The organism is Pseudomonas saponiphila (assembly GCF_900105185.1).
Lineage (GTDB): Bacteria > Pseudomonadota > Gammaproteobacteria > Pseudomonadales > Pseudomonadaceae > Aquipseudomonas > Aquipseudomonas saponiphila.
Genome location: NZ_FNTJ01000001.1, coordinates 2,298,399 through 2,323,068, shown reverse-complemented (window position 1 = coordinate 2,323,068; position 24,670 = coordinate 2,298,399). Strand labels below are relative to the sequence as shown.

Below are 24,670 nucleotides of genomic sequence, written 5' to 3'. Positions count from 1 at the left end.
AAATCGGATGCCACCAGGTTTTTATTGTTATTCCTCTTCATGAAGCCCCCACTGGCTGCCTTGCTGTGGGGGTGTTGCGCGCTCTTTCAGTGGGCCACCTCGGCCCGGGCATTCAGGGAAGGGACGGCGCCGGGCGCCGGGTTGTGCTTGAGCGATTGGCGCAGCCAGGCAAAGGCCTGTTGCAGGTCGGCCAGCAGGTCATCGGTGTCTTCGATGCCCACCGAGATGCGTACCAGCCCTTCGGAAATGCCCAGGGCCTGACGCTCTTCCAGGGTGTTTTCCACGTGGCTGGTGGTGCGCGCCGGACCGTAGATGGTCTCCACCGCGCCCAGGTTGCCGGCGCAGTGGGCATAACGCAGGCGCGGCAAGAGCAGCTTGACGCTGTCCATGCCGCCCACCAGGACAAAGCTGACGATGGCGCCGAAACCGCGCATCTGCGCACAGGCCACGGCGTGGTTCGGGTGGCTCGGCAGACCCGGGTAGTTCACCGACTCCACCAACGGTTCGTTGAGCAGGAACTGCGCCAGCTGCGCGGCACTGTGCTGTTGCTGGCGCATGCGCAGGGCCAGGGTCTTGATCCCGCGGATGATCAGGTAGGCCGAGAACGGATCGAGGCTGGCGCCGTTGATTTCCCGGTAGTGACGCACCTGGCTCATCAGCGCTTCGCTGCCACAGGCCACGCCGCCCAGCACATCGCCGTGGCCACTGAGGAACTTGGTGGCGCTGTGGATCACCACGTCCACGCCCAGGGCCAGGGGGTTCTGGTTCAGCGGCGTGGCGAAAGTGTTGTCCGCCACCACCAGGGCACCGACCTGTTTCGCCGCGCTCACCAGACGCTGGATATCAACGATCTTCAGCGTCGGGTTGGTCGGGGTTTCCAGGTACAGCAGGTCGCAGCCCTTGGCGATCTCGGCTTCGATCTGCTGCTGATCGAAGGTTTCGCAGAGGGTCACGGCCACGCCCATGCGCGGCAGGAACTCCTCGAAAATCTTGTTGGTGCCGCCGTAGCTGTCCTTGGTCGACACCACCCGCTGGCCGTGGCGCAGGAAGCTGTAGAGCACCCCGCTGATGGCCGCCATGCCGCTGCTGAAGGCTACTGCCGACTCGGCGTTTTCCAGGTCGCACAATTTGGCTTCCAGGGTTTCCACCGTGGGGTTGCTCATGCGGCTGTAGATGAAGCCCGGGGCCTTGCCCAGGGCCACGTCGTACCACTGGTCGATGTCGTCATAGCCATAAGCGGCGCTGGCGACAATCGGCGTTTGCGTGGCGTTGTAGGGGTGACGGATCTGCTCTCCGCCCCAGACCACCCGAGTGGCGGTCCCGGGGTTTTCCAGCCCTGTGCGTTCAGGTTTTTTATTCATTGCAACGGCTCACCATAAAGGGCGCGCGGCCTGTTGCCGCGCTGGATCTGGTGGCCAATATAGAGAAAACCCAAAGCCCCGAGAAACGATGTTATCGGGGCCAAAGGGGCGGTTTTTTTAATGCCTGCAACCTGTGCAAAACACTCCGTGCACACAGCGTTGGCGACGCCCCTTGCACCCGGGCATCGAGGCTTGCGAAGCTGCTGCGCGCCAGCCCGGCAAACCACGGAGCAACCACAATGCAGCGCACCGAGCACCTGTGCCTGATGGCCCGCTACAACCAATGGATGAACGCCAAGCTGTACCACGCCGCCATGACCCTGCCCGAGGCGCAGATCGTGCTCGATCGCCAGGCCTTTTTCCGCTCGATCCTCGGCACCCTCAATCACCTGCTGGCTGGTGACACGATCTGGCTCAAGCGCTTCGCCCAACACCCGGCGAGGTTTGCGGCCCTGGCGCCGCTGCAGCAAGTGGCACTGCCCCGGGACCTCAAGAGCCTGCTGTTCCCAAACCTCAACAGGCTCTGGCAGCAGCGCCAATGGCTGGACCAGTTGATCCTCGATTTCAGCCAATCCCTGAGCGAGGCCGACCTGGACAGCAGCCTGCATTACGCCAACACCAAAGGCGTGGCCGCCGAGCGCAATTTCCACGCCCTGCTGGTGCATTTCTTCAATCACCAGACCCATCACCGGGGCCAGGCCAGCACCCTGTTGACCCAGGCCGGGGTGGATGTCGGCGATACCGACCTGCTGCTGTTGATTCCATCTGAAATCTGATCGGGCGGCGCCCGCCGATCAGCTATTGGTGCCCCGTTATTGATCAGCGGCCTGTTTTTATTTACGTCCTGTTATTTATCCGCGCCCTATCTAGCTTGCGCGCTCGGCTTCTGCGACGATGCGCGCGGCAAAAATCCGCTCGCTAAGGAATGGCATCATCAAAGCGCTCAACGCTGTACTGACATTGTCCCTGCTGTCCCTGGCGGGCTGCGGCACCCTGATCGCCCGCACCCCCAATGCCCATAGCGGCTACGACTACTACAAAGGCACCCAGGCCAATATCGAACTGCTGACCATGCGCGGCGCCAGCGGCTACGACGGCTATACCACGGTCTTCTGCTGGATGAGCATCGTCTGCCCGGTGGTGGCCATCGTCAGCCTGCCGGTGGACGCCGTGGCCGACACCGCGCTGCTGCCCTATGACGCGATGAATCACTGACCCTCACCCGTCGCTGGCTCGATACTCAATGGAATCCCGATCATCCGAATCATCAATTGCCTGTTGTTGCTCAACATCCTGCTGCTGACTGGCTGCGGCACCTACATGGCCCGTGGCTCCCAGGGCATGGACTGGCGCGACGATCGCTATTACCGCGCCACCAAGACCAACGCGCAACTGCTTACCGGCTACGACATGGGCTATGCGCGCATGCTCACCGGCGGCTGCTGGGTGATGGTGGTGTGCCCGATCCTGATGATCGCCAGCCTGCCCCTGGACGCGGCGGCCGATACCCTGCTGCTACCCTATGACGCCTTCCAGCCGGAACGGCCCAAGCGCAACATGCACGTGGACATGAAGAAGCTGTCCGAGGAAGACCTGGGGGCATTGCCCATCAGTGCCGAGGTGCAAGACCCGACGGCCCACACCCCACCCATCACCCCGCAGGCTGACTGAACCCCGTCAGACGGGCTCGCGCCAGGGCATGCACCGTGTCTTGGCGCAACCGGGCTACGCCTGATCCAGCGCACACAGCGGCGGCGTCCGCTGCTCCAGGCGGCAACGCCACCCCAGGCGATCCACCTGCGGACGACCGAACAGATAGCCCTGCCCCCACTCGCCGCCACAAGCCGTGGCCAGGTTCTGGTCGGCGGCGCTTTCCACCCCTTCGATGATCACGCAGGGCGCCAGGGTCTTGCACAGCTGCACCAGGTGGCTGAGGGTCTGGGCGCTGTTGAGTTCACCGCGGGCGCGCTGGATGTAGCCCTTGTCGATCTTGACGATGTCCGGCCGGGTCTGGCGGATGAATTCCAGGGTGCCAAGGCCGGCGCCGAAATCGTCGATGGCCACCCGGCAACCCAGTTCCCGCAGGCACAGGACGAACTCGCTGGCCGCCTCGATGCTCGGCGGCGTGGCGCTTTCGGTGATCTCGATCACCAGTCGCGCGGCCACTGAGGGGAAGTCCCGAAGCACCTGCAGAATCGGCAACCAGAAGCCGTCGATGATCGCGCTCTGAGCGGAAATATTGCAGCCCAGGCGCAGGCGTTCGTCACGCTGCAGCGCGTCGATCACGCAGCGCACCACGCTGTGATCGAGCTCGCGCATCAGTTGGTGTTTTTCCAGCAGCGCCAGAGGATAGACTTCGCCGCCCTGGGCATCGATGTGGCGCAGCAAACCTTCGTGGTACAGCACCCGGCTGCTGTCGGGCAGCCACACCACCGGCTGGAACGCCAGCATCAGGCGGCCCTGGGCCAGTTCACGATAAAAGTCTCTGACGCTTTGCATGACAACTCCCCGGGGCAAGACAACGGCACCCTTGCGGCGAACCGGAGGCGACGCGCTGGCCGTCACCCTTCCCAAGGGCCCCTGGCCGAGCATGATCGACCCTGGCACAGGCCTTGAGGAAGTGTTCCTGGATACCTTTCGCTTGTCCTCGGAAACCCGCGGCACTGCCGAATCATCTGTGGCCCCGTGTTTATTGCAATCATGCCAATGGCCTCTGCGGCATCACTTAGCCATCAGTCCAGGAAGACCTATGCATAGAATGACCAGCGCCAGCTTTCGGGTGCTTGCCGATGTCATGAATGAGGGCGGCGCCCACGTCGAAACCTTGCTCAAGCAATTCGGCAGCAGCCTGCGGGATGTGTATGAAAACCCCAAGGGCGTGAGGCTGGAACTGGTCTACCAGGTGATACAGGAAGCCGTGCGCCGCACCGGCAAGCCGGACCTGGGCCTGCTGGCCTACAGCAAGGCCCATCCGGCCAACCTGGAGGCATTGGGGTATGCGGTGATGTCCTGCGCCACCCTGGGCATCGCCCTGCAACGCCTGGTGGATTACCACGCCCTGATCAGCAACGGCTTCTGCATGTGCCTGGAACGCAAACCGCAGATGCTGACCCTGATCGGCTTTGACGTGACCAGCGAACCCTCGATCATGCCCCGGGCCTTTATCGACGCCGGCGCGGCCCAGACCCTGGGCCTGCTGCACTGGCTGTTGCCGCAGTACAAACTGCGGCCCCTGGCGGCCAGCTTCACCTACCCCGAACCCCTGGACACCACGTCACTGCGTCAGCTCTTGGGGGACAACCTGCAGTTCTGCGCGCCCTACAACAGCCTGTCCTTCAGCAGCCAGGATTGCGCCATTGCCCTGCCCACCGCCGACCCGGCCCTGGACGTGCTGCACCTGGAATACGCGCGCAACCGCCTCAGCCTGCTGCACAACGGCTCGATGACCGCCCGGGTCCGCCGAGCGCTGTCCGAACGCCTGGCCCAGGGCGCGCCGAGCGACCTGCCGAACATCGCGCAGATGGTCGGGGTCAGCACCCGCAGCCTGCAACGTCGCCTGGGACACGAAGACGTGCATTTCTCGGCCTTGCTGGACGAAGCCCGCTTGATGCTGGCCCACAGCTTCCTGCGCAACTCCATGCGCAGCGTCAAGTACATCGGCGCGCTGCTGGGCTTTCGCGACCAGAGCAGCTTTCACAAGGCCTGCCTGCGCTGGTTCGGCATGACCCCGGGGCGCTACCGCGAGCAGTGAGCAGCGGGAAACGACAACGCCGAGCACAGGCTCGGCGTGAAGGGAACGCAAGGTGAATCAGTGAGCGACCAGCTGCGGCTGAGCTTCCGGCATGGCCGAGGAGTGATGGTTGAGAATCTTCCACTGGCCATCGATGCGCTCGTACAGGAAGGTGTAGCGCGCCTGGACCTTCTCGGCCTTGCCGGACGCATCGGTCAGGGTGAAGGTGTAGACGCCGCTGTCCAGGGCGGCATCCGGGCCCAGATGACGGATTTCACGGTAGTTGATCTGCCCTACCGGCTTGGACGCCAGGAAGTGCTCGAAGTAGTCCTGGATCTGTGCGTGGGTGCTGCGCACCTGGTTCGACACGGTCGGCTGCAACACCGCATTCGGCGCATACAGGCTCACCACCGATTGCGGGTTGCCGGTCTGCAAGGCGCTGTTCCAGCGATCGAACAGGCCGGCGATCTCGCGGTCCTGGGCCGCTTGCGGCTGCTCGGCAACGGCGCTGTAGACATACGGCTTGACCTCGGCGGCCACAGCCAGTGGAGCGGTGAAGGCGAAAAACAGGGCCAGGGCAGTGGTTTTCAGTTTCATACGATGTCTCCAGTGGGTTTCAATGAGCCACACTTTGCCCATCGTCGTCGCCCGCGCCATCGGCCAACTGGAGCTTTTGACCTATGCCATTCGGCAGATAGGCGTGACGTGCAGCAGCGGGTCTAATGCCTGCTTTTGTTCAACCGCAGCGCCGCCGTACTGGAGCACCGCCATGTCCACCCCTTCCCTCGACCCCGCCAGCGCCCTGGCCCTGCGCAGCCAGTATCGACAGTCCCAGAGCCGCGCCGCGCGCCTGCGGTTGCTGGTGGACACCGGCCAGGAACTGCTGCAACTGCCCCCCGAGCAGATGCGCCAGCGGGTGGTGCAGCGGGCTTGCGCCTTTGCCGCCATGGACCACGGGCTGCTGCTGGAATGGGCCGAGGACGGCGTGGTCCACACCCGCGCGGCCCAGGGTCATGAAGAACGCCTGCAAGGCCTGCGCGCCCTGGCCGATCACCCACAGTGGCCAGCCCCCCCGCCCAACCAGGATGCCGCGGTGCGGGTGCTGCTGCACCGCGCCGACGGCCGCGCCTTCGGCGCCCTGCTGCTGGCCAACAGCGTGCCCATCAGCGCCCCGGACAGCGAAGACCTGGAATCCCTGCAACTGCTGGCCACCCTGCTGGCGGCGCACCTGGAAAACCAGCGCCTGCTGCGCGACCTGCAAGCCCGTGAGCGCAGCATGTCGGAACTGGTGCAGCGCCTGTTCAGTGCCCAGGAAGACGAACGCAAGCGGGTCGCCTATGACCTGCACGACGGCCTGGCGCAAACCCTGGCCGGACTCCATCAGCGCCTGCAAGGTTTCGCCGGGCGCTGTCCGCCGTTGCCCGCCGAACTGCACCAGGACCTGCAGACCATCCTGCAACTGGCCCAGGGTTGCGTCGGTGAAGGCCGGCAATTGATCGGCGGCTTGCGCCCCCATGTGCTCGACGACTTCGGCCTGCTGCGGGCCATTGACCGCGAAGCCGACCGCCTGCGCGACGCCGGCCTGCTGGTGTACTGGGGGCAGCGCGCGCCAGAGCGCCTGCCCGATGCCGTGGAAATCGCCCTGTTCCGCATCGCCCAGGAAGCCATCAACAACATCCTCAAGCACGCCCGGGCCTCCCAGGTGCACCTGAGCCTGGCCCTGGAAGGCGGCCAGGCGCTGCTCGGGGTCAGCGACGACGGTTGCGGTTTCATCAGCTCGCCGGCCCCGCTGGCCGATCAACTGGGTCAGGTCGCCATGCACGAGCGTGCTCATCTGCTGGGCGGCCACTTCAGCTGCGAGAGCCGTTCCGGCAGCGGCACCCGCCTGCTCGCCAGCGTGCCCGTGCAACCCTTGGAGCAAACGCCATGAGTAGCCTGATACGCCTGGTCCTGGCGGACGATCATGAAGTGACCCGCACCGGTTTCGTTGCCCTGCTGGCGGGCAACCCCGAATTCGAGGTGGTGGGCCAGGCCAAGGATGGTGAAGAGGCCCTGGTGCTGTGCGAGCAACTGCGCCCGGACATCGCCATCCTCGACATCCGCATGCCCCGGCTCAACGGCCTGGGGGCCGCGCGCCTTCTGCAGCAGCGCCAGCCCGAGGTCAAGGTGGTGATCTTCACCATGGACGACAGCCCCGACCACCTGGAAGCGGCCATGACCGCCGGCGCCGTGGGCTACCTGTTGAAAGACGCCAGCCGCGACGAAGTGATCGGCGCCCTGCAACGGGTGGCCCAGGGCGAGGAAGCCCTCAATAGCGCGGTCAGTGCGCGCCTGCTGCGACGCATGACCGAACGCGGCAGCGGCCAGCTGCCCCAGGCCCAGGCCCTGACCGCCCGCGAGCGTCAGGTGCTGGGGCTGGTGGCCGGCGGCTTCAGCAACCGCGAGATCGGCGAAAAGCTCGGCATCACCACCGGCACCGCCAAGGCCCATGTCGAGCGGGTGATCGGCAAACTCGGCGCCTCCGACCGCACCCAGGCGGCGGTGCGCGGCATCGCCCTGGGGCTGGTGGCCCAGCCCAACGGGCAGTGGCCATGAACCTGCGCAGCGCCCGACGCTGGGCCGACCTGCCGCTGCGCGGCAAGGCGCTGGTGGTAATCTCCCTGCCCCTGGTGATCCTGCTGCTGTCCCTGGTGCTGATCTACAGCGCCGAACGCCAGACCGCCCGCGCCGAAGAGGACGTGCGCCGGGTGCTGCTGGTGCAGGGCGATATCCAGACCGTGCACACCCTGCTGGCCGAGGCCGCGGCCAGCGTGCGCGGTTACCTGCTGACCCGCAGCGAGGATTTCCTTCCCACCTACCTCCAGGCCCGCCCGCAGATCGAAGCGGCCCTGCAACGCCTGGACCACAATGTGCGCGACGCACGCATGCGTGAGTACCTGCACAGCATCACCCCGCTGATCCAGACCAAGCTCGAAGGCCTGGTGGCCCTGCGCAACGGCAGCCGCGACGACAGCGCCACCGTGACCGCGATCCTCATCGACAACAAACAGGTGCTGGACGTGCTGCGTGAGCAGATCAGCGCCATGCGCATCCACGAGGACGCGCTGCTGGCCGAGCGCACCGCGGCCGCGGCGGCGACCCGCATGCGCCTGCTGTTCGCCACCCTGCTGGCCGCCGGTTGCGGGCTGTTCGGCGCCATCGTCGCGGTACTGTTGCTGTCGCGCGGCATCGTCACCCGGGTGCAGCAGGTCCAGGGCAACGCCCAGCGCCTGGCCCTGGGCCAACCCCTGCTGCCGCAAGCCCCGGAGCTGGACGAGATCGGCCAGCTGGGCACGCGCCTGGTGGAGGCCGGGCAACTGCTGGCCGAACGCGAGCGCGCCCTGCGCGACAACGAGGAACGCCTGCGCCTGATCATCGAAGGGGTCAAGGACTACGGGATCTTCGCCCTGGACACCGCCGGCATGGTCACCACCTGGAACTTCGGCGCCGAACGGATCAAGGGCTACCGCGACCAGGAAATCATCGGCCGTCACTTCTCCCTGTTCTACCTGCCGGAAGAATGCCCGCAGCACCCGGACATGGCCCTGCGCGAAGCCACCGCCAACGGCCACTACATGGAAGAAGGCTGGCGCTGCCGCAAGGACGGCAGCCGCTTCTGGGCCAGCGTGGTGATCACCGCGCAATACGATGCCAGCGGCGCCCTGCGGGGGTTTTCCAAGATCACCCGGGACATCACCGACCGCCGCGCCGCGGAAATCGCCCTGGGCACCGCCCGCGAAGAAGCCGAAAGCGCCAGCCGTGCCAAGAGCGAATTCCTCTCGCGCATGAGCCACGAACTGCGCACCCCGCTCAATGCCATCCTCGGCTTCGCCCAACTGCTGGACATGGACTCCAGCGCCGGCCAGCGGCCCCAGGTGGGGCATATCCTGCGGGCCGGCCAGCACCTGCTGGGGCTGATCAACGAGGTGCTGGACATTGCCCGCATCGAAGCCGGGCGCCTGCCGCTGAACGTCGAACCCATGCCCCTGGCAGCGGTGCTGCATGAGGCCCTGACCCTGGTGTCGCCGATGGCCACCGACGCCGGCATCCAGCTCAGCGCCTTGCCGGAACTGCCCGCCGACAGCGGGGTGATTGCCGATCGCCAACGCCTGATCCAGGTCCTGCTGAACCTGCTGTCCAATGCCATCAAGTACAACCGTGCGGGTGGCCAGGTCAGCATTGAAGTGACAATCGAGCAGTCGCGCCTGCGCCTGAGCGTGATCGACACCGGCGCCGGGATCGCAGCCCATCGCCTGGAGTTGCTGTTCAAACCGTTCGAACGCCTGGACGCCGACCCCAGGGTCGAAGGCACCGGCCTGGGGCTGGCCCTGAGCAAGAGCCTGCTGGAAATGATGGAGGGCAGCCTGAGCGTGCACAGCACGCCCGGCAGCGGCAGCCGCTTCACCCTGGAATTGCCTTACGTGAGCCTGCCCGACGCACCTGCAGTCGCCGCCTGCACGGCCCCGGCACTAGCACCTGCCGCAGTGCCGGCCGCCAGCCGTTACCAGGGCAAGGTGCTGTGCATCGAGGACAACCTGCAAAGCCTGGCGCTGATCGAAACCCTGCTGCAACGACGCCCGGGCATTCAGTTGCTGTCGAGCATGCAAGGCCAGATGGGCCTGGACCTGGCGCGCCAGCACGCGCCGCAGATGATCCTGCTGGACGTCCACCTGCCGGACCTGCAAGGCCTGGAAGTGCTGCAACGGCTACGAGCCTCCAGCAGCACCGCCAGCACGCCGATCCTGATGATCACCGCCGATGCCAGCGAACCGACCCAGCGCGCCCTGCGCGAGGCCGGGGCCACGGCGATCCTGAGCAAACCGATCCACATCCCGGTGTTCCTCGCCCACCTCGATGCCTGTCTAGCGGAGCCCCTATGAGTGCCGATATGCGCATCCTCATCATCGATGACCAGCGCCCCAACCTTGACCTGATGGAGCAGCTGCTGGCCCGCGAAGGCCTGCACAACGTCCTGAGCAGCACCCAGCCCTTGCGCACCCTGGAGCTGTTCAACAGCTTCGAGCCGGACCTGGTGATCCTCGATCTGCACATGCCCGAGTTCGATGGCTTTGCCGTGCTCGAACAGCTCAATCGGCGGATCCCGGCCCACGACTACCTGCCGATCCTGGTGCTCACTGCCGACGCCACCCGCGACACCCGCCTGCGGGCCCTGGCCCTGGGCGCGCGGGACTTCATCAGCAAGCCGCTGGACGCCCTGGAAACCCTGCTGCGGATCTGGAACCTGCTGGAAACCCGGGCCTTGTACAAAAGGCTGCGCACCCTGGTGCCGCCGGAGCAGATCGAACTGCTGCGCCCATCAAGAACCTGAGGACCGCACTCTGTAGCCGCTGCCGCAGGCTGCGATGGGCTGCGCAGCAGCCCCCTACCCGCTTCCTGACAATCCTCGACGCCTGCCCTGCGGTTGCTTCGCCACACATTCGCAGCCTGCGGAAGCGGCTACAGGATTCGGTGGCCGTGCCGTCATAAATCACGGAAGAATTCACCCGGTGTGGCATCGAACTGCTGGCGAAACGCGGCGATGAACGCCGAGGTCGAGTCATAGCCGCAGGCCAGGGCCACATCGGTGACCCGCTCGCCCTGCTCCAGCGGGGTCAGCGCGCCGAGCAGACGCAGGCGCTGGCGCCAGGCGCGAAAGGTCAGCCCGGTATCCCTGAGAAACAGGCGACTGAGGGTCTTCTCCGTGACCCCGAGCTTCTGGCTCCACTGGCCCAGGGTGGTCGCCTGCTCCGGATGTGCCTGCAGGCTGCGGTAGATCGTGCGCAGGCGCGCATCCAGCGGCAGCGGCAGCATCAGGTCCAGTTGCGGCGCGGCGGCCAGCTGGTCCAGCAGCACCTGGGCCAGGCGCCCGTCGGCGCTGTCCTCGACATACTCCACCGGCAACTCGCTGAAGGCGCGGATCAGCTCGCGCAGCAGGCTGCTGACCGCCAGCACCTGGCAGCTGTCGGTGGCGGCCCAGGCGGTGACGCTGCAATCCAGGTACAGGCTGCGCATCTCGGTGCGGGGCGAGCTGAACACCCGGTGCGGCACCCCGGCGGGAATCCACACCGCGCGCTGCGGCGGGGCGACAAAGCGTCCGCCAAGGGTCTGGATCTCCAGCACGCCCTGGATCGCATAGGACAATTGCACCCAGGGGTGGCTGTGGCGCCGGGTCAGGGCCCGGTTGGGCAAGGATTCGGTGCGCCCGTACACCGGTCGCGGCAGGCTCGGCAGCCCGGGAATACTGCGGCGGACGATCTTTTCATGTCCTTTAGGCGGCATTAATGGGCTCCTTGGCGTTAGTCGGTAAAGCGCAGCCACGTTAGAGTCGCCCCACTGCACTTGGCAACCCCCGGATGAAACCGCTATGACTCGCTCCCGTCTTTTGCCCGACAACTTCACCCTGACCCTGATCGGCGTGGTGCTGCTGGCCAGCCTGCTACCCGCCAGCGGCGCGGTCGCGGTGGGCTTCGGCTGGCTGACCAACCTCGCCATCGGCCTGCTGTTCTTCCTGCATGGCGCCAAGCTCTCGCGCGAGGCGATCATTGCCGGGGCCGGCCACTGGCGCCTGCACCTGCTGGTGTTCAGCCTGACCTTCATCCTCTTCCCGCTGCTGGGCCTGGCGCTCAAGCCGCTGCTGTCGCCGCTGGTGGGCCACGACCTGTACCTGGGCATGCTCTACCTGTGCGCCCTGCCGGCCACGGTGCAATCGGCGATCGCCTTCACCTCCCTGGCCCGGGGCAACATTCCGGCGGCCATCTGCAGCGCTGCGGCGTCGAGCCTGTTCGGGATCTTCCTCACTCCGCTGTTGGTGACCCTGTTGCTGAACGTACACGGCGATGGCGGCTCGACCCTGGATGCGATCATCAAGATCAGCGTGCAACTGCTGCTGCCGTTCATCGCGGGGCAGATCGCCCGGCGCTGGATCGGCGCCTGGGTCGGGCGCAACAAGAACTGGCTGCGCTTCGTCGACCAGGGCTCGATCCTGCTGGTGGTCTATGGCGCCTTCAGCGAGGCGGTGAATGAAGGCATCTGGCATCAGATCCCGCTATGGGAACTGGGCGGTCTGGTGGTGGCCTGCTGCATCCTCCTGGCGCTGGTGCTGCTGGCGTCGAGCTTTCTCGGCAAGCTGTTCGGTTTCAATCAGGAAGACCGCATCACCATCTTGTTCTGCGGCTCGAAAAAGAGCCTGGCCACCGGCGTGCCCATGGCCCAGGTGCTGTTCGCCGGCAGCACCCTGGGCGTGCTGATTTTGCCCTTGATGCTGTTCCACCAGATCCAGCTGATGGTCTGCGCGGTACTGGCCCAGCGTTATGCCAAGCGCCCGGAATCGGTGGCCGAACTGATGGGCCAGGTCGACCCATGACCTTGGCTGCCGGGCGGCCCGGCAGTTGGCCGGGTCGATGGCCGTGAGGATTGCGCAATGGCATGATGCCGCGGCGAAAATCATCAAGGACCGCTGATGTTTCCCCATCGAATTCAAGCCCCCAGCCAAGCCGACCTGGAACCGCAGGTTAGCGCCCGCCTGGAGGCCGATGACCAGGCCCAGGTCATCGTCCAGTTCGCCAAGGCCGAACAGTACGACGGCGAACTGCTGAGTCAGCTCGACACACTCTGCGCCCGTTTCGGCGAGCGCCTTAATGTGCGTTTCTATAGCCATTACCCGGGTAGCGCGTTCGATGCCCGGGTGTTGCTGGCCCTGCCCCATGTCCAGTCCCTGAGCCTGGATTGCCTCGATGCCCTGGAGCATTACGAGGCTATTGGCAGCCTGCCCCTGCTTCGGGAATTTGCCCTGCAGGTGATCAGCGCCAACCTGCCCGGGCTGCTGGCCCTGCGCAACCTCAAGCACCTGCAACAACTGCGGCTCTCCCTGGACAAGGGCCCCGCCATCGACCTGGCACCGCTGGCCGCCATGCCCGAGCTGCACACCCTGTCCCTCAGTGTGCAAAGCCATCACCTGGACGTGCTCAGCCAATGCCCGGGCATCAGCCACCTGGACCTGCACCGCATGCCGGCCAAGACGCCCCTGGGCATGGTGGCCGGCATGTCCGGCCTGCACAGCCTGTCGGTGAGCTTCGGCAGCCGCGAGGGCATGCCGGAACTGCGCAACCCGCACGTTAAGGAACTGGACATCCTGCGGGTCCGCGGCCTCAACCGCCTGGACCTGGACGGCTTTCCACAGCTTGAAGTGCTGAAGATCGAGGACCAGGCGCAACTCGGCCAACTGGACCTCGGCGGTGCGCCGCAGCTGCGCAAGCTGAGCCTGATCAACCTGAAGAACCTGGGAGCGATCAACCACCTGCACAGCTCGACCATCGCCGACCTGCGCCTGATCAAGACCCCACAGATAGATCTGCTGACCCTGCTCGACACACAACTGCCGGCCAGCGTGCAGCACCTGAAGCTGCACAGCGGCAAACGCGCCGTGGACCAACAGATCGAGGCCCGGCAACAGCAACTGGGCATCCCTGAACCTCGCGGCCCATACTGAACACCGGCGGCCCCTGTAGGAGCGAGCTTGCTCGCGAAGAACCTCAACGATAACCCGCGCTCACAGGGAACCTGCAGCGCTGTCGAAGCCATCGCGAGCAAGCTCGCTCCTACAGATAGGCATCCACCTCACAGCTCCACCTATTCGGACCTGATAAGGAGATCCCATGTCCTTTGTTCCCGGCTTTACCGAGCTGCTGCTCAATCACCTGAAAAAAGACGAACGCCAGCGCATCCTCAAATCCATCATGGTCACCACCGCTCCGGAGCTGTGGCTGAGCCTGGAGTCGGCGGCATTGCTGGACATCCACCGCGAACAATTCGATCTCGGCGGCCTGCTGGATCAACGCGACGACTATCGCCCCTGCAACATCAGCGTTGCGCGCAGCAACGTGCCGCGCTGGCTGATCGCCGCAGAACGACGCAAGGTGGATATCTGGGTCGAGGACAGCTACGGCGAACAGCCCTCGACCGCCATCGAGTTCAAGGTGGTGCACAACAACAAGAATGCCTATTACAAGACCTGGGAAATCCGCAAGGACCTGGTCAAGCAGATCCCCCGCACCAGTCCCGGTGAGCGCATCGAGCGCTGGGGCATCGTGCTGCTGAGCTACTCACGCTTTTACAGCGACCAGCAAGGCAACTACAGCTATGGCCAGTTCGACAGTTGCCAGGCATTTCTCGATGCCTTCGAAAGAGGACTGAACGACAACAACGAATGGTACGAAGGCGCGCCGGAGCTGGAACTGGAGATAAGACCAACCCGGATAGCCGACCTGGACGGCGCGAACTACATCGAACCCGGGAAAGGCTCGGGGGTGTACCTGGCGCTGGTCAAGCGCAAAGGCTGAATATCCTTTGCAAGTGCCATCTGAAAGCGGTTCCCGGCGACCGCCGACAGTGGCACTATGCCGCCCCGCTTATCCCACATTCATGGAGTGACTGTGACTCATCTGTTTTCCCCGCCTGGGGTCTGCGCCCCTGAGCGTTCTACCTACCGGTTCTTTCCCAGGGTCGGCCTGTTCATTCTGGCGACCCTGTTGTACATCCTGTCGGGAGTACCCGGCATCCTGCTGATGCCGACCGTGATGCAGAGTTATCTGGTGTTCGTCATCATCAGTGGCGCTGCCGCCCTCTCCCTGTCCATCCTGTTCGCCATCCAGTACCGTTCCGGCCTGGCCGCGCAGTTGCGCGGGCGAACATTCATCCAGCCATTAAAAATGGGCGCGCTATCTCTCATCGCGCTCTATGCCCTGTGTGGCGTCATCATCATGTTTATTTCGCTGCCTCAAGAAGCATTCATGAACGAATTGCTGACGGGGCTCGACACTCGGCAAACCCTGATCAAAGTCGCCTCACTGATTGTGCTGCCACCGATTCTCGAAGAACTGTATTTCCGCCATTACCTGCTGCGGCTGTTTCCGTATGAGAGCAGCCAGCTCTGGAAATGGATTGCCGTGATCGCGACGTCGGCCATTTTTGCCGGGGTCCACACCCAGTACGACAACTGGACGTCCATCGCACTGCTCTTTGCCTGTGGCTGTGTGCTTGCTATCGCGCGCATAGCCAGTGGCGCAGTGTCGGTCCCGATACTGCTGCACATGCTGTTGGAGGTCATCGCGCTGAGCGCTGATTGGGCCTTCAAACTGGCCGAACTCTATGGCTGATCGGCGTTTCAGTCAGGACTCGCCCGGTGCTTGAAACAGCACAAGCGGCGATGCACGTGGCCTGTTAACCTGCCCGCAACCTCACGTCGAAACCTGCCCCATGTCGATCACCGAGAATCTCCTGGCCTTCACCCTGGCCGCCACCCTGCTGACCCTGACCCCGGGCCTGGACACCGCCCTGGTGCTGCGCACCGCCACTGTGGAAGGCAAACGCCAGGCCCTGCGCGCGGCGCTGGGGATCAACGCCGGTTGCCTGCTCTGGGGAGCGGCCGTGGCCTTCGGCCTGGGGGCCCTGATTGCGGTGTCGGAGCTGGCCTTCAATCTGTTGAAGTACTGCGGCGCCGCCTACCTCGCCTGGCTGGGGCTTAACATGCTGTTGCGCCCGCGCCGCACCTTTGCCCCCGCTGGCACCGCTGAAAAACCCGGGGCCAACTGGTTTCTCAAGGGCCTGCTGGGCAACGTGCTCAACCCCAAGGTGGGGATTTTCTATGTGTCCTTTTTGCCGCAGTTCATTCCCCAGGGGCAGCCACTGGTGCTGTGGACCTTTGGCCTGGTGAGCATTCACGTGGTGCTGGGGCTGGTCTGGTCGCTGCTGCTGATTGCCGCCACCCGGCCCCTGGCGGGTGTGCTGCAGCGGGAAAAGGTGATCCAGTGGATGGACCGCACCACAGGGATGATCTTCGTACTGTTTGCGGCTCGCTTGGCCTTGAGCAGGCGTTGAACATCGCTCCCCTCAAATCTCAGCCAGCACCGCGCCCCGCTCTTCCAGCAACTTCACAAAACTGCTCAAGCTCTGAGACACGGTGCCGCGCCGCCAGACCAGCCAGGTGCGCAGGAAACGAAAACGCGGCGACAGCGGCCAGACGCTCACCGTGGCGCAACCGGGCATGCTTTCCAGCATGCTGCGGGGCATCAGCGCCAGCCCGGCGCCGGCGCTGACGCAGGCCAGCATGCCGTGGTAGGACTCCATTTCGTGGATCTTGCCCGGCACCGCCGCGTCCTGGGTGAACCAGCTTTCGAAGTGATGGCGGTAGGAGCAGTTGGCGCGAAAGGCGTAGATGCTTTCGCCATTGACCTCCCGCGCTCGGGTAATGGGGGCGTGGCCCAGGGGCGCGATCAGCACCATCTCTTCCTCGAACACCGGCAGCCCTTCCAGGGCCGGGTGGCGCACCGGACCGTCGACGAACGCGGCCACCAGACGCCCGGACAGCACGCCTTCGATCATGGTCCCCGAGGGGCCGGTGGACAGGTCCAGCTCGACCTTGGCGTATTGCTGGTTGTACGCCGCGAGCAAGGCCGGGATGCGCACCGCCGCGGTGCTTTCCAGGGAGCCCAGGGCGAACGGGCCCTGGGGCTCTTCGCCGGCCACGGTCAGGCGCGCCTCGGCCACCAGATCGAGAATGCGCCGGGCGTAGTCGAGGAAGTTCCACCCGGCGGGCGACAGGCGCAGGCGGCTTTTTTCGCGGATGAACAGCTCCACCCCCAGGTCCTGCTCCAGTTGCTTGATCCGCGTGGTCAGGTTCGACGGCACCCGGTGGATCAATTGCGCCGCAGCGCTGATGCTGCCCTGCTCGGCAACGGCCTTGAAGATTTCCAACTGGACCAGATCCACAACATTCTCCAAACGTGAACGACCTGCTCAATATTATTCAGTTTTCAGCAAAGAGCCAGCACCGTAACCTGCCGTCATTCCCACCCAAGCAGGACGGTGCCATGACCCTTGTTTCCAGCCACACCCACGCCTTGTCGATCAACCCGGCCAGCGGCGAGCAGATCGGCGCCTACCCCTACCAGTCCGAGGCTGAAACCGACGCCACCCTGGAGCGCGCCGCCGCGGGTTTCGCCCAGTGGAAACGCCAGAGCGTCGCCGCACGCGCCAGCCATCTGAACGCCCTGGCTCAAGCCCTGCGGGACAACAGTGAGGCCATGGCGCGCATGATCAGCCTGGAAATGGGCAAGCCCCTGCCCCAGGCCCGCGGCGAAATCGAAAAATGCGCCCAACTGTGCCTGTGGTACGCCGAGCACGGCCCGGCCATGCTGGCCCCGGAAGCGACCCTGGTGGAAAACAACAAGGCGCGCATCGAGTACCGCCCACTGGGCCCGCTGCTGGCGGTGATGCCGTGGAACTTCCCGATCTGGCAAGTGCTGCGCGGCGCGGTGCCGGCGCTGCTGGCGGGCAATACCTACGTGCTCAAGCACGCGCCGAACGTCATGGGCAGTGCCTACCTGCTGCTGGACGTCATGCAGCGCGCCGGTTTCCCTGAAGGCGTGTTCGAGCTGCTCAACGTCACCCCGGACGGCGTGTCCCGCGCCATCGCCGACCGCCGCATCGCCGCCGTGACCCTGACCGGCAGCGTGCGCGCCGGCATCGCCATCGGCGCCCAGGCCGGCGCCGCGCTGAAGAAATGCGTACTGGAGCTGGGCGGCTCCGATCCCTTTATCGTGCTCAACGACGCCGACCTCGACGAAGCGGTCAAGGCCGCGGTGATCGGCCGCTACCAGAACACCGGCCAGGTCTGCGCCGCCGCCAAGCGCCTGATCATCGAGCAAGGGGTGGTCGCGGAGTTCACCCGCAAATTCGTCGCAGCCACCAGCGCCCTGGTGATGGGCGACCCGCTGGTGAGCGACACCTACATCGGCCCCATGGCCCGCTTCGACCTGCGCGATGAGCTGCACCAGCAGGTCCAGGCCACCCTGGCCGAAGGCGCCACCCTGCTGCTGGGCGGCGACAAGGTCGCAGGCGCCGGCAACTATTACCAACCCACGGTGCTGGCCGACGTCACCGAGCAGATGACCGCCTTCAGGCAGGAACTGTTCGGCCCGGTGGCCGCCATCATCAGCGCCCGGGATGCCGAGCACGCCCTGGCACTGGCCAACGACAGCGAGTTCGGCCTGACCGCGACGATCTTCACCCAGGACCTGGAGCGGGCCCGGCAGATGACCGACGAACTGGAAACCGGTGGCGTGTTCATCAACGGCTACAGCGCCAGCGACCCTCGGGTGACCTTCGGCGGGGTGAAGAAAAGCGGCTTCGGGCGCGAGCTGTCGCACTTCGGCGTGCGCGAATTCTGCAACGCGCAGACGGTGTGGCTGGATCGGCGTTGAGGTCGGGCACGGGGCCTCAGCCATCGGCCAGAGGCCTTGTTGCAAATGGACATTCAGCGGTGGCGAGAGGGTGCTGGCGCCCTCTCCCCCGGCTCTTGATTGAGCGGCCTGGATTTATGCGGCGCAATGCCCAGATTCGACCCGGCGGGTGGCCAAACCTGCTCGGCGAAACCAAGCCCGATCCTACTGTTTTTTCAGAATTTTCTTGAAGCCCTGCCTGCCCCGACCTTTCTATGATGTTTCTTTTTGATATCACCCGAGGTCCGGCATGTGCGCCCCCGCCCAAAAGTTCATTGTTCGCCTGCCTGGTGAGCTTCACACCCAAGTCAAGCGCATCGCCAAGCAGGAAAACCGCAGCATGAACCACGAAATCGTCGACCGCCTGGAAAAGTCCCTGGTCGCCTCCGACGCCCGAGGCCACGACGAAAAGCTCATCACTATCCTGCTGGGCAAGATCGAATCCCTGGAACAGCAGATCGAATCCCTGCAGATGAATTCCGATCAGCCCACCTCGTAGCCCAGCCTGTTCCAACCATCAGGGTCGGCATCCGCCAGTGCGGCCAGCCGGCCCTGTGCCTTTACCCTCTCGCCACAGCTTGTATGATGGCGCCCGCCCGATGCTGCGAACCTGCAACAGCCGCCTGTAAACCGGATACCCGCTGCGCTGCCCCGCTACTGCCCAAGCCCACCCGCTGCTTCAAGGGCCTGCCCGGCCTTACGCTGCCGGCCGTGGTGCCCTCAAGGAAAATTCATGCCCCCCGCTCACCCGACGTCCCGCTCATCCGTCCTCAGCGTCGGCTTACCCAGCCATCGCCTGACCCTGGGCCTGCTGCTGGCCGGCAGCCACGCCGTGGCCAACGCCGCCACCGAACTGCCAACCCAGACCATCAGCACGCAAGCGCCTTCCGGCTACCAAGCCGACAGCGCCTCGGTGGGCGGCTTCAGCGAAACGCCGCTGCTGGACACCCCAGCCGCCATCAGCGTGATCAATGAAGACATGATCCTCGACCAGCAGGCCCGGTTGCTCAGCGACGTGCTGAAGAACGACGCCTCGGTGGGCCAGAGCTACGCGCCGGTGGGCTACTACGAAAACTTCGAAGTGCGCGGCTTCTCGCTGAACGCCGCCAGCAGCTACAAGATCAACAACCGCACCATCGCCGGCGAGCAGAACGTGGCCCTGGAAAACAAGCAGCGAGTGGAGTTGCTCAAGGGCCTGTCCGGCCTGCAAAGCGGCGTCAGCGAACCGGGTGGCCTGATCAACTACGTGACCAAGCGGCCCACGGATATCCGTTCGGTGACCGTGTCCACCGACGACCGTGGCAGCGGCTACCTGGCCACCGATGTCGGTGGCTGGTTCGGCAGCGAACAGCAGTTCGGCCTGCGCGCCAACCTGGCCCATGAAGACCTGCACTCCTATGTGGAGCACACCAATGGCCAGCGCGACTTCGCCTCCCTGGCCCTGGACTGGAACATCAGTCCCGATGCCTTGCTGCAGCTGGATATCGAATACCAGAACAAGCAGCAGCGCTCGGCACCGGGCTATCAGCTACTGGGCGGTTCCAGCCTGCCCCACCACGCCTCGCCGAAAAAGCTCCTGGGGCATCAGAGCGGCTCCAAGCCGGTGACCAATGAATCGCTGAACATCGGTGGCAGTTTCGAATACCGCTTCAACGATGACTGGAAGGGCACCCTCAGTGCGTCGCGCAGCAAGGTGGTGATCGATGACTACAGTTCGTTTGCCTGGGGAGGCTGCACCACTGGCTGCATCAATGCCAACGGCAACTACTTCAGCCCGGAAGGCGACTACGACATCTACGACTTCCGCAGCCCCGACGACACCCGGCGCAACGATGAAGTGCAGGCGGTACTCAATGGTCGCTTCGACGCAGCGGGCCTGGGCCATGAGTTGAACGTGGGGACCAGTGCGTTTCGCCGCGTGGTGGACAATCGCGATCAGGTCATGCACCGCGTCGACAACGGCAACGGCAGTGGCAATATCGACAGCGAACCCGGGCACTTTGCCCCCTACGACGGCCCACTCGGTGACTCTCATCGGCGCCTGGACAGCCGCCAATACGGCCTGTTCCTCAGCGACCGCATCAGCTTCAACGAACAGTGGCAGACGGTTCTCGGCGGGCGTGAAGTGCGCCTGGATGAAAAAGCCTTCAACAGTCAGGACGGCACCCAGCGCCACACCCAACGCTATGTATTCCTGCCTCAGGCCGCGTTGATCTACAAACCGATCAACAACATTTCGCTGTACACCCAATACAGCAAGGGCCTGTCCCTGGGTGGCCAGGCCCCGTGGTTCGCCAGCAACGCCTACAACACCCTCGCCCCCACCGTCTCCCGCCAAATCGAAACCGGCATCAAGTACGACTGGCAGCGTATGAGCTTCACCGCCGCCCTGTTCCAGATGCGCCAGGCCTACCAGTACTCACGCCCGGATGCCGCTGGCGGTTTCACCTATGTCCAGCAGGGCCAGCAAAAGAACACCGGCCTGGAGCTCTCCGCCAACGGCTGGGCCACCCAGCGCCTACAGATTGCCGCCAGCGTCGCGGCGATCCGCTCCCGGGTCGAGGGCACCGGCACCCCGGCCTACGAAGGCCATCAAACCCTCAACGTCCCCCGCCTGCGGGCCAGCCTCCAAGGCGACTACGCCCTGCCCTGGCTCGACGGCCTGGCCCTGCTGGGCGGCATGCAATACAGCGCCAGCAAGTACGCCGACCGCCAGGGCAACGTCGCCACCGGCGCCTACGCCATCTTCAACATCGGCAGCCGCTACAGCACCCGCATTGATGGCTACGACACCGTGTTCCGCCTGACCGTGGACAACCTGTTCGACAAACGCTACTGGCGCGACGCCGGGGAATACATGGGCGACGACTACCTGTTCCAGGGCGCGCCGCTGACGGCGCGGTTGAGTGCTTCGGTGAACTTCTAAGGCAGACGGCCCCTTCCTACCTCTCCCGTAGGAGCCGGCTTGCCGGCGAAGGCAGTCTCAAGGACACCCTCGCTGGCAAACCAGTGACTATGCGAATCTGTCAGGCATACACAAAAAAGCCGGTCATCAAGACCGGCTTGTCAGCGCCTGGTCTACTCGCCATCAAACCGGCTGCAAAGCCCGCAAGGCTTCAGGGTACTGGCTGGCCACACGCAGCAGCGTTTGAGCCGCGCCTGTCGGCTGGCGCCGGCCTTGCTCCCAATCCTGCAGTGTACGCAGACTGACCCCCAACAGCGTGGCGAACGCACTCTGAGAGAGCCCCACCTTAGCCCGAGCCTCTGCCGCCCCGGACAGTTTTACCACCGTTGCACGCGCCGCCTTGCCGGCTTTCATCTGGCCCACCGAAGTCAGCAAATCCTTCTGAAACTGCTGCAGTTCATGGTCCATGCCTGATTTCCTCTTTCAATTGATTCAGAAAGCCGATGGGCAGGTTGTCTAACTTCGCCTTGGTGTAGACGATCAGCAACCAGATAAGACCTTCCGAAAGCAGGTTGTAGTAGATGACTCGTGTGCCGCCGCGCTTGCCGATGCCACTGCACGACCAGCGCACCTTGCGCAGCCCTCCGGTACCGGGGATGACGTCTCCAACCCATGGGTCTGCGACCAACCAGGTGATGAATTCCAAGCGCTCGGTGTCATTCCAGATCGGCTCGGCGTAGCGCTTGAAGACCTCGGTTTCGATAACGGTATACTTGGCTCCACCATCTACGGCAAGGCCGTACAGACGAACAGACAGGCATTCGTCCGACACAACCTGCTGGCGCTGGAAAGACCAATACCCCTGCCGCAACCAGGCATCGCAAGGGGTGGACGTTTGATCTACTCATCACCGAGGGTGGCCGCAATCATCGAGGGCAGCCACTGCTTACCGAAAATACAGATTTGCCTTACGGGGTCGGAGCCGGGTTACCGGCGAAGGTGTCCTCAAGAGAGCCGTGGTAAGTCTAGGTGCATCACTCTGCGACGACTCGAAGCTGCCAACCTGCTTGATCGGTTACTTGGTCGGTTACTTGGTCGGTCTGGCGGCAGCCCCAAGGAAGATCAGCAGTCCAACCACCAGTTCAACAGCGTCTCGTCCTCATCGTCATCGAGGTTTTTATAGACATTGGCGTAGTACCACTCAATCCCGGTTTGCTCGCGGAAGCGATCGAACACCGCATTGATACGGTCCATGCCATTCCTCGCGGGAACAGCGAATGACAGGTTCCCCTCGAACAGCCCATCCAGGGTTCCGCCCAGCTCACCAGCGACCTCGCTTTCAAGCCCACTGACCACCGCCGGATCAATGTAATCGGCATAGATCTGAATGCAGAAATTCCCGCCGCGCTTCAGCACTTGCGCCGGCGCATCGGGATTGCGGATTGAAACGATATCGCCCCGCGCCAGGTTCTGCGCCAGCCCCGGCGAGGACAGCAACTCGTAGGTATGCTCATCGATGCGCCGCGCCAGCAATTCCTCGCGAACGGCGCCATCGTCATCGGCCATGTACACCTGGATCAGCACAGGGGATTGCTTGTCATCCATACGGGGCTCCACAGTTTCCACGTTCAACACCTGCCTCAGGGCAACGGCTCAAAGCGCCCACTGCCCGCATTCCACGCAAACCCGGGCAACTTGCAGTCCTGAAAACCAATCCGCACCTGCTCCCCCTCAACCTGCACCTGCAAGGTATCCACCCCCAGGTTGCGACACCCTGGCGCCGCAACCGCCAGGCTCTGCAGCAACTTGCCATTGGCTTTGTCCATCACCTCCACCGTCGTGATCCGCTGATCATTACCCGGCATCGGCACCTGGAAATACCAGCGTTTAGTGGAAGCACTCTGCAGCAGCGTGGTGACCGGCTGCGGCCACGAGCGATCCGAATCCACCAGGCCCACCAGCTTCAGCGCAATGGGCAAGGACTTGCCCGTGCGATAACTGGTCCAGGTGCCGCGCACCTGCTCCTGCTGGCGGGAGTTCAGCAAGTCATTGAACTGCAGACGCGCCACCGGCAAGCCCTGCTCGTCCTGCTCATCCATGGCCAGCGTCTTGTTGCTGTAGCTGAAGGTCGGCCTGAGGCGGATCGGCGTGCGATAGCGCTGATAGGCATAGGTGCCCTGGTAGACCGCATTCTGGCTACCCAGGGTCAAGACAATCGCCTGCTTGCCCAAGGTCCCCTCATACACCCCATGGGACGCCTGCGCCGGCAACAACCACAGCGCCAACACCAGCACCACCAGCCCCCGAGCAACATCAAACCCGCGCATCAGAAACGCTCCTCGCCCGACGACAGATATTCCAGACGCTCAGGCGTGATCACCCGGTAATAATCCCAACGCCGAGTGCGCTGGTCGTAATTGATAAAGTCCTGCTTGCTGAACTCCATCTGCCCACTGGGGGAAAAGCGCAGATCACCGTCCACCGCGAACTGCTCCAACTGCGGATGACGCCGATAGGTCCGCAGATCCCGGTTGTACAAGTAATACTGCGTGGGCGAGCACCACACCCGACCATCCGCCTCCCCCACGCGATAGCCCTGGACCTGAAAGTCCATCCGCGCCTCGGCATGAAAATGCCCGAAGGTCAGCGTCCTGGTGCCCACGGACGACAGACACCACTGCCCACTAATCTCCTGCACCCGCTTACCGGTGGCCCGGCTGATCACCCGGATACTGTCCACCTGCGCCACCTCCTCCCCGGCCTTGCGCGCGGCATGCACACTGAAATAGAAATCCCGATCGAACACCGGCTGCAACAACTCCCCCTCAAACGCCTCCCGCTGACTGCCGCCAAAGCGCGTCACCCGCTGCAACTGCAACGGCTGCTGCGTGCCCGTGCGCAGATCCACCAGACTGCCCTGCAACGCCTCTGCCCCCTCGGCGAACGGCTGCAACGACACCGCCGTCGCCGGCAGGGTCGGGTTGTCCATGATGTTGATCAAGAGCCCAGAGCCGGGATGGAAAGGCGTGGACTCCAACGCCATGGGCAAGCGCTCGGACTCGGAGAACCAATAGCCGGAAATACCGCCGCCGTATTGGGAGTCGTAGGTGAGCGCCAGTTCAACCGGAGTGTCGCCGAGGGTGCCGCGGTAGGTGGTGGTGGGGTTGGCTTGGGCGGTTGGGGCCGCTAGAACGATGCCCAGCAAAAGTGCAGGAGTCAGGCGGAAAAGGAAGTGTCGCAGGTAACGCCGTTTACCAGCCTTTGTTTGCGTACTGCCGCCAATGGACTGGGTCATACCTGCGTTCCTTGCGGTGGGGAAAAGGGGCGCAGGATAGCAAAAACGCTGGGAGGCAGAGGG

The 24,670-nt window shown here is 64.3% G+C and carries 26 protein-coding genes; 16 read left to right on the top strand and 10 right to left on the bottom strand.

From position 1 onward, the window contains the following. Positions 1-86: 86 nt before the first annotated feature. Positions 87-1,361 (bottom strand): cystathionine gamma-synthase family protein, encoded by a 1,275-nt coding sequence (locus BLV47_RS10920; RefSeq protein ID WP_092313265.1) that lies wholly within the window; start codon positions 1,359-1,361, stop codon positions 87-89. Between the two features lie 239 nt (positions 1,362-1,600). On the opposite strand from BLV47_RS10920, the gene BLV47_RS10915 reads away from it, so the two are divergent. The 3 genes from BLV47_RS10915 to BLV47_RS10905 all read left to right on the top strand — a co-directional run bounded on the left by BLV47_RS10915 (position 1,601) and on the right by BLV47_RS10905 (position 3,032). Further along, positions 1,601-2,137, top strand: coding sequence for a DinB family protein (locus BLV47_RS10915; RefSeq protein WP_092313262.1), 537 nt, complete (start codon positions 1,601-1,603; stop codon positions 2,135-2,137). 118 nt (positions 2,138-2,255) lie between these two features. Next, a complete protein-coding gene (locus tag BLV47_RS10910) occupies positions 2,256-2,576 on the top strand; it encodes a YceK/YidQ family lipoprotein (protein ID WP_092313259.1) in 321 nt (106 codons plus the stop codon). A gap of 66 nt (positions 2,577-2,642) precedes the next feature. Then, entirely contained in the window at positions 2,643-3,032 is a 390-nt protein-coding gene (locus BLV47_RS10905) for a YceK/YidQ family lipoprotein (protein ID WP_244168858.1), read from the top strand. A gap of 54 nt (positions 3,033-3,086) precedes the next feature. Here BLV47_RS10905 and BLV47_RS10900 read toward each other — a convergent pair whose 3' ends face one another. Next, on the bottom strand, positions 3,087-3,860 hold the full coding sequence (locus BLV47_RS10900; protein ID WP_092313253.1) for an EAL domain-containing protein: 774 nt from the start codon (positions 3,858-3,860) through the stop codon (positions 3,087-3,089). Positions 3,861-4,110: 250 nt separating this feature from the next. On the opposite strand from BLV47_RS10900, the gene BLV47_RS10895 reads away from it, so the two are divergent. Continuing rightward, complete coding sequence (locus BLV47_RS10895) at positions 4,111-5,112, top strand: AraC family transcriptional regulator (protein WP_092313250.1); 1,002 nt, start codon at positions 4,111-4,113, stop codon at positions 5,110-5,112. Between the two features lie 57 nt (positions 5,113-5,169). Here BLV47_RS10895 and BLV47_RS10890 read toward each other — a convergent pair whose 3' ends face one another. Further along, on the bottom strand, positions 5,170-5,688 hold the full coding sequence (locus BLV47_RS10890) for an SgcJ/EcaC family oxidoreductase (protein WP_092313247.1): 519 nt from the start codon (positions 5,686-5,688) through the stop codon (positions 5,170-5,172). Between the two features lie 172 nt (positions 5,689-5,860). On the opposite strand from BLV47_RS10890, the gene BLV47_RS10885 reads away from it, so the two are divergent. From BLV47_RS10885 to BLV47_RS10870, 4 genes are read left to right on the top strand one after another with little or no spacing between them, the layout of a single operon-like run. Next, a complete protein-coding gene (locus BLV47_RS10885; RefSeq protein WP_092313244.1) occupies positions 5,861-7,021 on the top strand; it encodes a sensor histidine kinase in 1,161 nt (386 codons plus the stop codon). Then, positions 7,018-7,686, top strand: coding sequence for a response regulator (locus tag BLV47_RS10880; protein WP_092313241.1), 669 nt, complete (start codon positions 7,018-7,020; stop codon positions 7,684-7,686). The genes BLV47_RS10885 and BLV47_RS10880 overlap by 4 nt, the downstream gene beginning before the upstream one ends. Further along, positions 7,683-10,010, top strand: a complete 2,328-nt coding sequence (locus BLV47_RS10875) for an ATP-binding protein (RefSeq protein WP_092313238.1) — start codon at positions 7,683-7,685, stop codon at positions 10,008-10,010. The genes BLV47_RS10880 and BLV47_RS10875 overlap by 4 nt, the downstream gene beginning before the upstream one ends. Further along, on the top strand, positions 10,007-10,459 hold the full coding sequence (locus tag BLV47_RS10870) for a response regulator (protein ID WP_092313235.1): 453 nt from the start codon (positions 10,007-10,009) through the stop codon (positions 10,457-10,459). Before BLV47_RS10875 ends, BLV47_RS10870 begins: the two co-directional genes overlap by 4 nt. Positions 10,460-10,611: 152 nt before the next feature. Here BLV47_RS10870 and BLV47_RS10865 read toward each other — a convergent pair whose 3' ends face one another. Beyond that, complete coding sequence (locus BLV47_RS10865; protein WP_092313232.1) at positions 10,612-11,409, bottom strand: AraC family transcriptional regulator; 798 nt, start codon at positions 11,407-11,409, stop codon at positions 10,612-10,614. 85 nt (positions 11,410-11,494) lie between these two features. On the opposite strand from BLV47_RS10865, the gene BLV47_RS10860 reads away from it, so the two are divergent. The 5 genes from BLV47_RS10860 to BLV47_RS10840 all read left to right on the top strand — a co-directional run bounded on the left by BLV47_RS10860 (position 11,495) and on the right by BLV47_RS10840 (position 16,005). After that, positions 11,495-12,493: a bile acid:sodium symporter family protein gene (locus BLV47_RS10860; RefSeq protein WP_092313229.1), complete on the top strand. Its 999-nt coding sequence runs from the start codon at positions 11,495-11,497 to the stop codon at positions 12,491-12,493. A gap of 96 nt (positions 12,494-12,589) precedes the next feature. Next, on the top strand, positions 12,590-13,618 hold the full coding sequence (locus BLV47_RS10855) for a hypothetical protein (RefSeq protein ID WP_092313226.1): 1,029 nt from the start codon (positions 12,590-12,592) through the stop codon (positions 13,616-13,618). A 166-nt stretch (positions 13,619-13,784) separates the two neighbouring features. After that, a complete protein-coding gene (locus tag BLV47_RS10850; RefSeq protein ID WP_092313223.1) occupies positions 13,785-14,468 on the top strand; it encodes a hypothetical protein in 684 nt (227 codons plus the stop codon). A gap of 93 nt (positions 14,469-14,561) precedes the next feature. After that, positions 14,562-15,284 (top strand): CPBP family intramembrane glutamic endopeptidase, encoded by a 723-nt coding sequence (locus BLV47_RS10845; protein WP_092313220.1) that lies wholly within the window; start codon positions 14,562-14,564, stop codon positions 15,282-15,284. 100 nt (positions 15,285-15,384) lie between these two features. Further along, complete coding sequence (locus BLV47_RS10840) at positions 15,385-16,005, top strand: LysE family translocator (RefSeq protein WP_092313217.1); 621 nt, start codon at positions 15,385-15,387, stop codon at positions 16,003-16,005. A gap of 12 nt (positions 16,006-16,017) precedes the next feature. On the opposite strand, the gene ptrR is transcribed toward BLV47_RS10840, so the two are convergent. After that, positions 16,018-16,896, bottom strand: coding sequence for a putrescine utilization regulator PtrR (ptrR, locus tag BLV47_RS10835; RefSeq protein ID WP_092313214.1), 879 nt, complete (start codon positions 16,894-16,896; stop codon positions 16,018-16,020). A 101-nt stretch (positions 16,897-16,997) separates the two neighbouring features. On the opposite strand from ptrR, the gene BLV47_RS10830 reads away from it, so the two are divergent. From BLV47_RS10830 to BLV47_RS10820, 3 genes are all read left to right on the top strand, one after another. After that, entirely contained in the window at positions 16,998-18,389 is a 1,392-nt protein-coding gene (locus BLV47_RS10830) for an aldehyde dehydrogenase family protein (protein WP_092313211.1), read from the top strand. A gap of 268 nt (positions 18,390-18,657) precedes the next feature. Further along, positions 18,658-18,906: an Arc family DNA-binding protein gene (locus BLV47_RS36715; RefSeq protein WP_092313208.1), complete on the top strand. Its 249-nt coding sequence runs from the start codon at positions 18,658-18,660 to the stop codon at positions 18,904-18,906. 234 nt (positions 18,907-19,140) lie between these two features. Further along, positions 19,141-21,333: a TonB-dependent siderophore receptor gene (locus tag BLV47_RS10820; protein ID WP_092313205.1), complete on the top strand. Its 2,193-nt coding sequence runs from the start codon at positions 19,141-19,143 to the stop codon at positions 21,331-21,333. 162 nt (positions 21,334-21,495) lie between these two features. On the opposite strand, the gene BLV47_RS10815 is transcribed toward BLV47_RS10820, so the two are convergent. The 5 genes from BLV47_RS10815 to BLV47_RS10795 all read right to left on the bottom strand — a co-directional run bounded on the left by BLV47_RS10815 (position 21,496) and on the right by BLV47_RS10795 (position 24,607). Beyond that, positions 21,496-21,780 (bottom strand): helix-turn-helix domain-containing protein, encoded by a 285-nt coding sequence (locus BLV47_RS10815; protein ID WP_015636246.1) that lies wholly within the window; start codon positions 21,778-21,780, stop codon positions 21,496-21,498. Beyond that, positions 21,770-22,144 (bottom strand): transcriptional regulator, encoded by a 375-nt coding sequence (locus BLV47_RS10810; protein WP_244168856.1) that lies wholly within the window; start codon positions 22,142-22,144, stop codon positions 21,770-21,772. The genes BLV47_RS10815 and BLV47_RS10810 overlap by 11 nt, the downstream gene beginning before the upstream one ends. A 290-nt stretch (positions 22,145-22,434) precedes the next feature. Next, complete coding sequence (locus BLV47_RS10805) at positions 22,435-22,917, bottom strand: DUF4265 domain-containing protein (protein ID WP_092313202.1); 483 nt, start codon at positions 22,915-22,917, stop codon at positions 22,435-22,437. 35 nt (positions 22,918-22,952) lie between these two features. Beyond that, a complete protein-coding gene (locus tag BLV47_RS10800; RefSeq protein ID WP_092313199.1) occupies positions 22,953-23,639 on the bottom strand; it encodes a hypothetical protein in 687 nt (228 codons plus the stop codon). Further along, the gene (locus BLV47_RS10795; RefSeq protein ID WP_092313196.1) at positions 23,639-24,607 is read right to left on the bottom strand and encodes a hypothetical protein; all 969 of its coding nucleotides are present in this window, start codon (positions 24,605-24,607) and stop codon (positions 23,639-23,641) included. The genes BLV47_RS10800 and BLV47_RS10795 overlap by 1 nt, the downstream gene beginning before the upstream one ends. Positions 24,608-24,670: the final 63 nt, after the last annotated feature.

Coding starts and splice junctions, on each gene's coding strand:
- BLV47_RS10920 (WP_092313265.1), bottom strand. CDS start 1,361: ATGAATAAAAAACCTGAACGCACAGGGCTGGAAAACCCCGGGACCGCC.
- BLV47_RS10915 (WP_092313262.1), top strand. CDS start 1,601: ATGCAGCGCACCGAGCACCTGTGCCTGATGGCCCGCTACAACCAATGG.
- BLV47_RS10910 (WP_092313259.1), top strand. CDS start 2,256: ATGCGCGCGGCAAAAATCCGCTCGCTAAGGAATGGCATCATCAAAGCG.
- BLV47_RS10900 (WP_092313253.1), bottom strand. CDS start 3,860: ATGCAAAGCGTCAGAGACTTTTATCGTGAACTGGCCCAGGGCCGCCTG.
- BLV47_RS10895 (WP_092313250.1), top strand. CDS start 4,111: ATGCATAGAATGACCAGCGCCAGCTTTCGGGTGCTTGCCGATGTCATG.
- BLV47_RS10890 (WP_092313247.1), bottom strand. CDS start 5,688: ATGAAACTGAAAACCACTGCCCTGGCCCTGTTTTTCGCCTTCACCGCT.
- BLV47_RS10885 (WP_092313244.1), top strand. CDS start 5,861: ATGTCCACCCCTTCCCTCGACCCCGCCAGCGCCCTGGCCCTGCGCAGC.
- BLV47_RS10880 (WP_092313241.1), top strand. CDS start 7,018: ATGAGTAGCCTGATACGCCTGGTCCTGGCGGACGATCATGAAGTGACC.
- BLV47_RS10875 (WP_092313238.1), top strand. CDS start 7,683: ATGAACCTGCGCAGCGCCCGACGCTGGGCCGACCTGCCGCTGCGCGGC.
- BLV47_RS10870 (WP_092313235.1), top strand. CDS start 10,007: ATGAGTGCCGATATGCGCATCCTCATCATCGATGACCAGCGCCCCAAC.
- BLV47_RS10865 (WP_092313232.1), bottom strand. CDS start 11,409: ATGCCGCCTAAAGGACATGAAAAGATCGTCCGCCGCAGTATTCCCGGG.
- BLV47_RS10860 (WP_092313229.1), top strand. CDS start 11,495: ATGACTCGCTCCCGTCTTTTGCCCGACAACTTCACCCTGACCCTGATC.
- BLV47_RS10855 (WP_092313226.1), top strand. CDS start 12,590: ATGTTTCCCCATCGAATTCAAGCCCCCAGCCAAGCCGACCTGGAACCG.
- BLV47_RS10850 (WP_092313223.1), top strand. CDS start 13,785: ATGTCCTTTGTTCCCGGCTTTACCGAGCTGCTGCTCAATCACCTGAAA.
- BLV47_RS10840 (WP_092313217.1), top strand. CDS start 15,385: ATGTCGATCACCGAGAATCTCCTGGCCTTCACCCTGGCCGCCACCCTG.
- BLV47_RS10830 (WP_092313211.1), top strand. CDS start 16,998: ATGACCCTTGTTTCCAGCCACACCCACGCCTTGTCGATCAACCCGGCC.
- BLV47_RS36715 (WP_092313208.1), top strand. CDS start 18,658: ATGTGCGCCCCCGCCCAAAAGTTCATTGTTCGCCTGCCTGGTGAGCTT.
- BLV47_RS10820 (WP_092313205.1), top strand. CDS start 19,141: ATGCCCCCCGCTCACCCGACGTCCCGCTCATCCGTCCTCAGCGTCGGC.
- BLV47_RS10815 (WP_015636246.1), bottom strand. CDS start 21,780: ATGGACCATGAACTGCAGCAGTTTCAGAAGGATTTGCTGACTTCGGTG.
- BLV47_RS10805 (WP_092313202.1), bottom strand. CDS start 22,917: ATGGATGACAAGCAATCCCCTGTGCTGATCCAGGTGTACATGGCCGAT.
- BLV47_RS10800 (WP_092313199.1), bottom strand. CDS start 23,639: ATGCGCGGGTTTGATGTTGCTCGGGGGCTGGTGGTGCTGGTGTTGGCG.
- BLV47_RS10795 (WP_092313196.1), bottom strand. CDS start 24,607: ATGACCCAGTCCATTGGCGGCAGTACGCAAACAAAGGCTGGTAAACGG.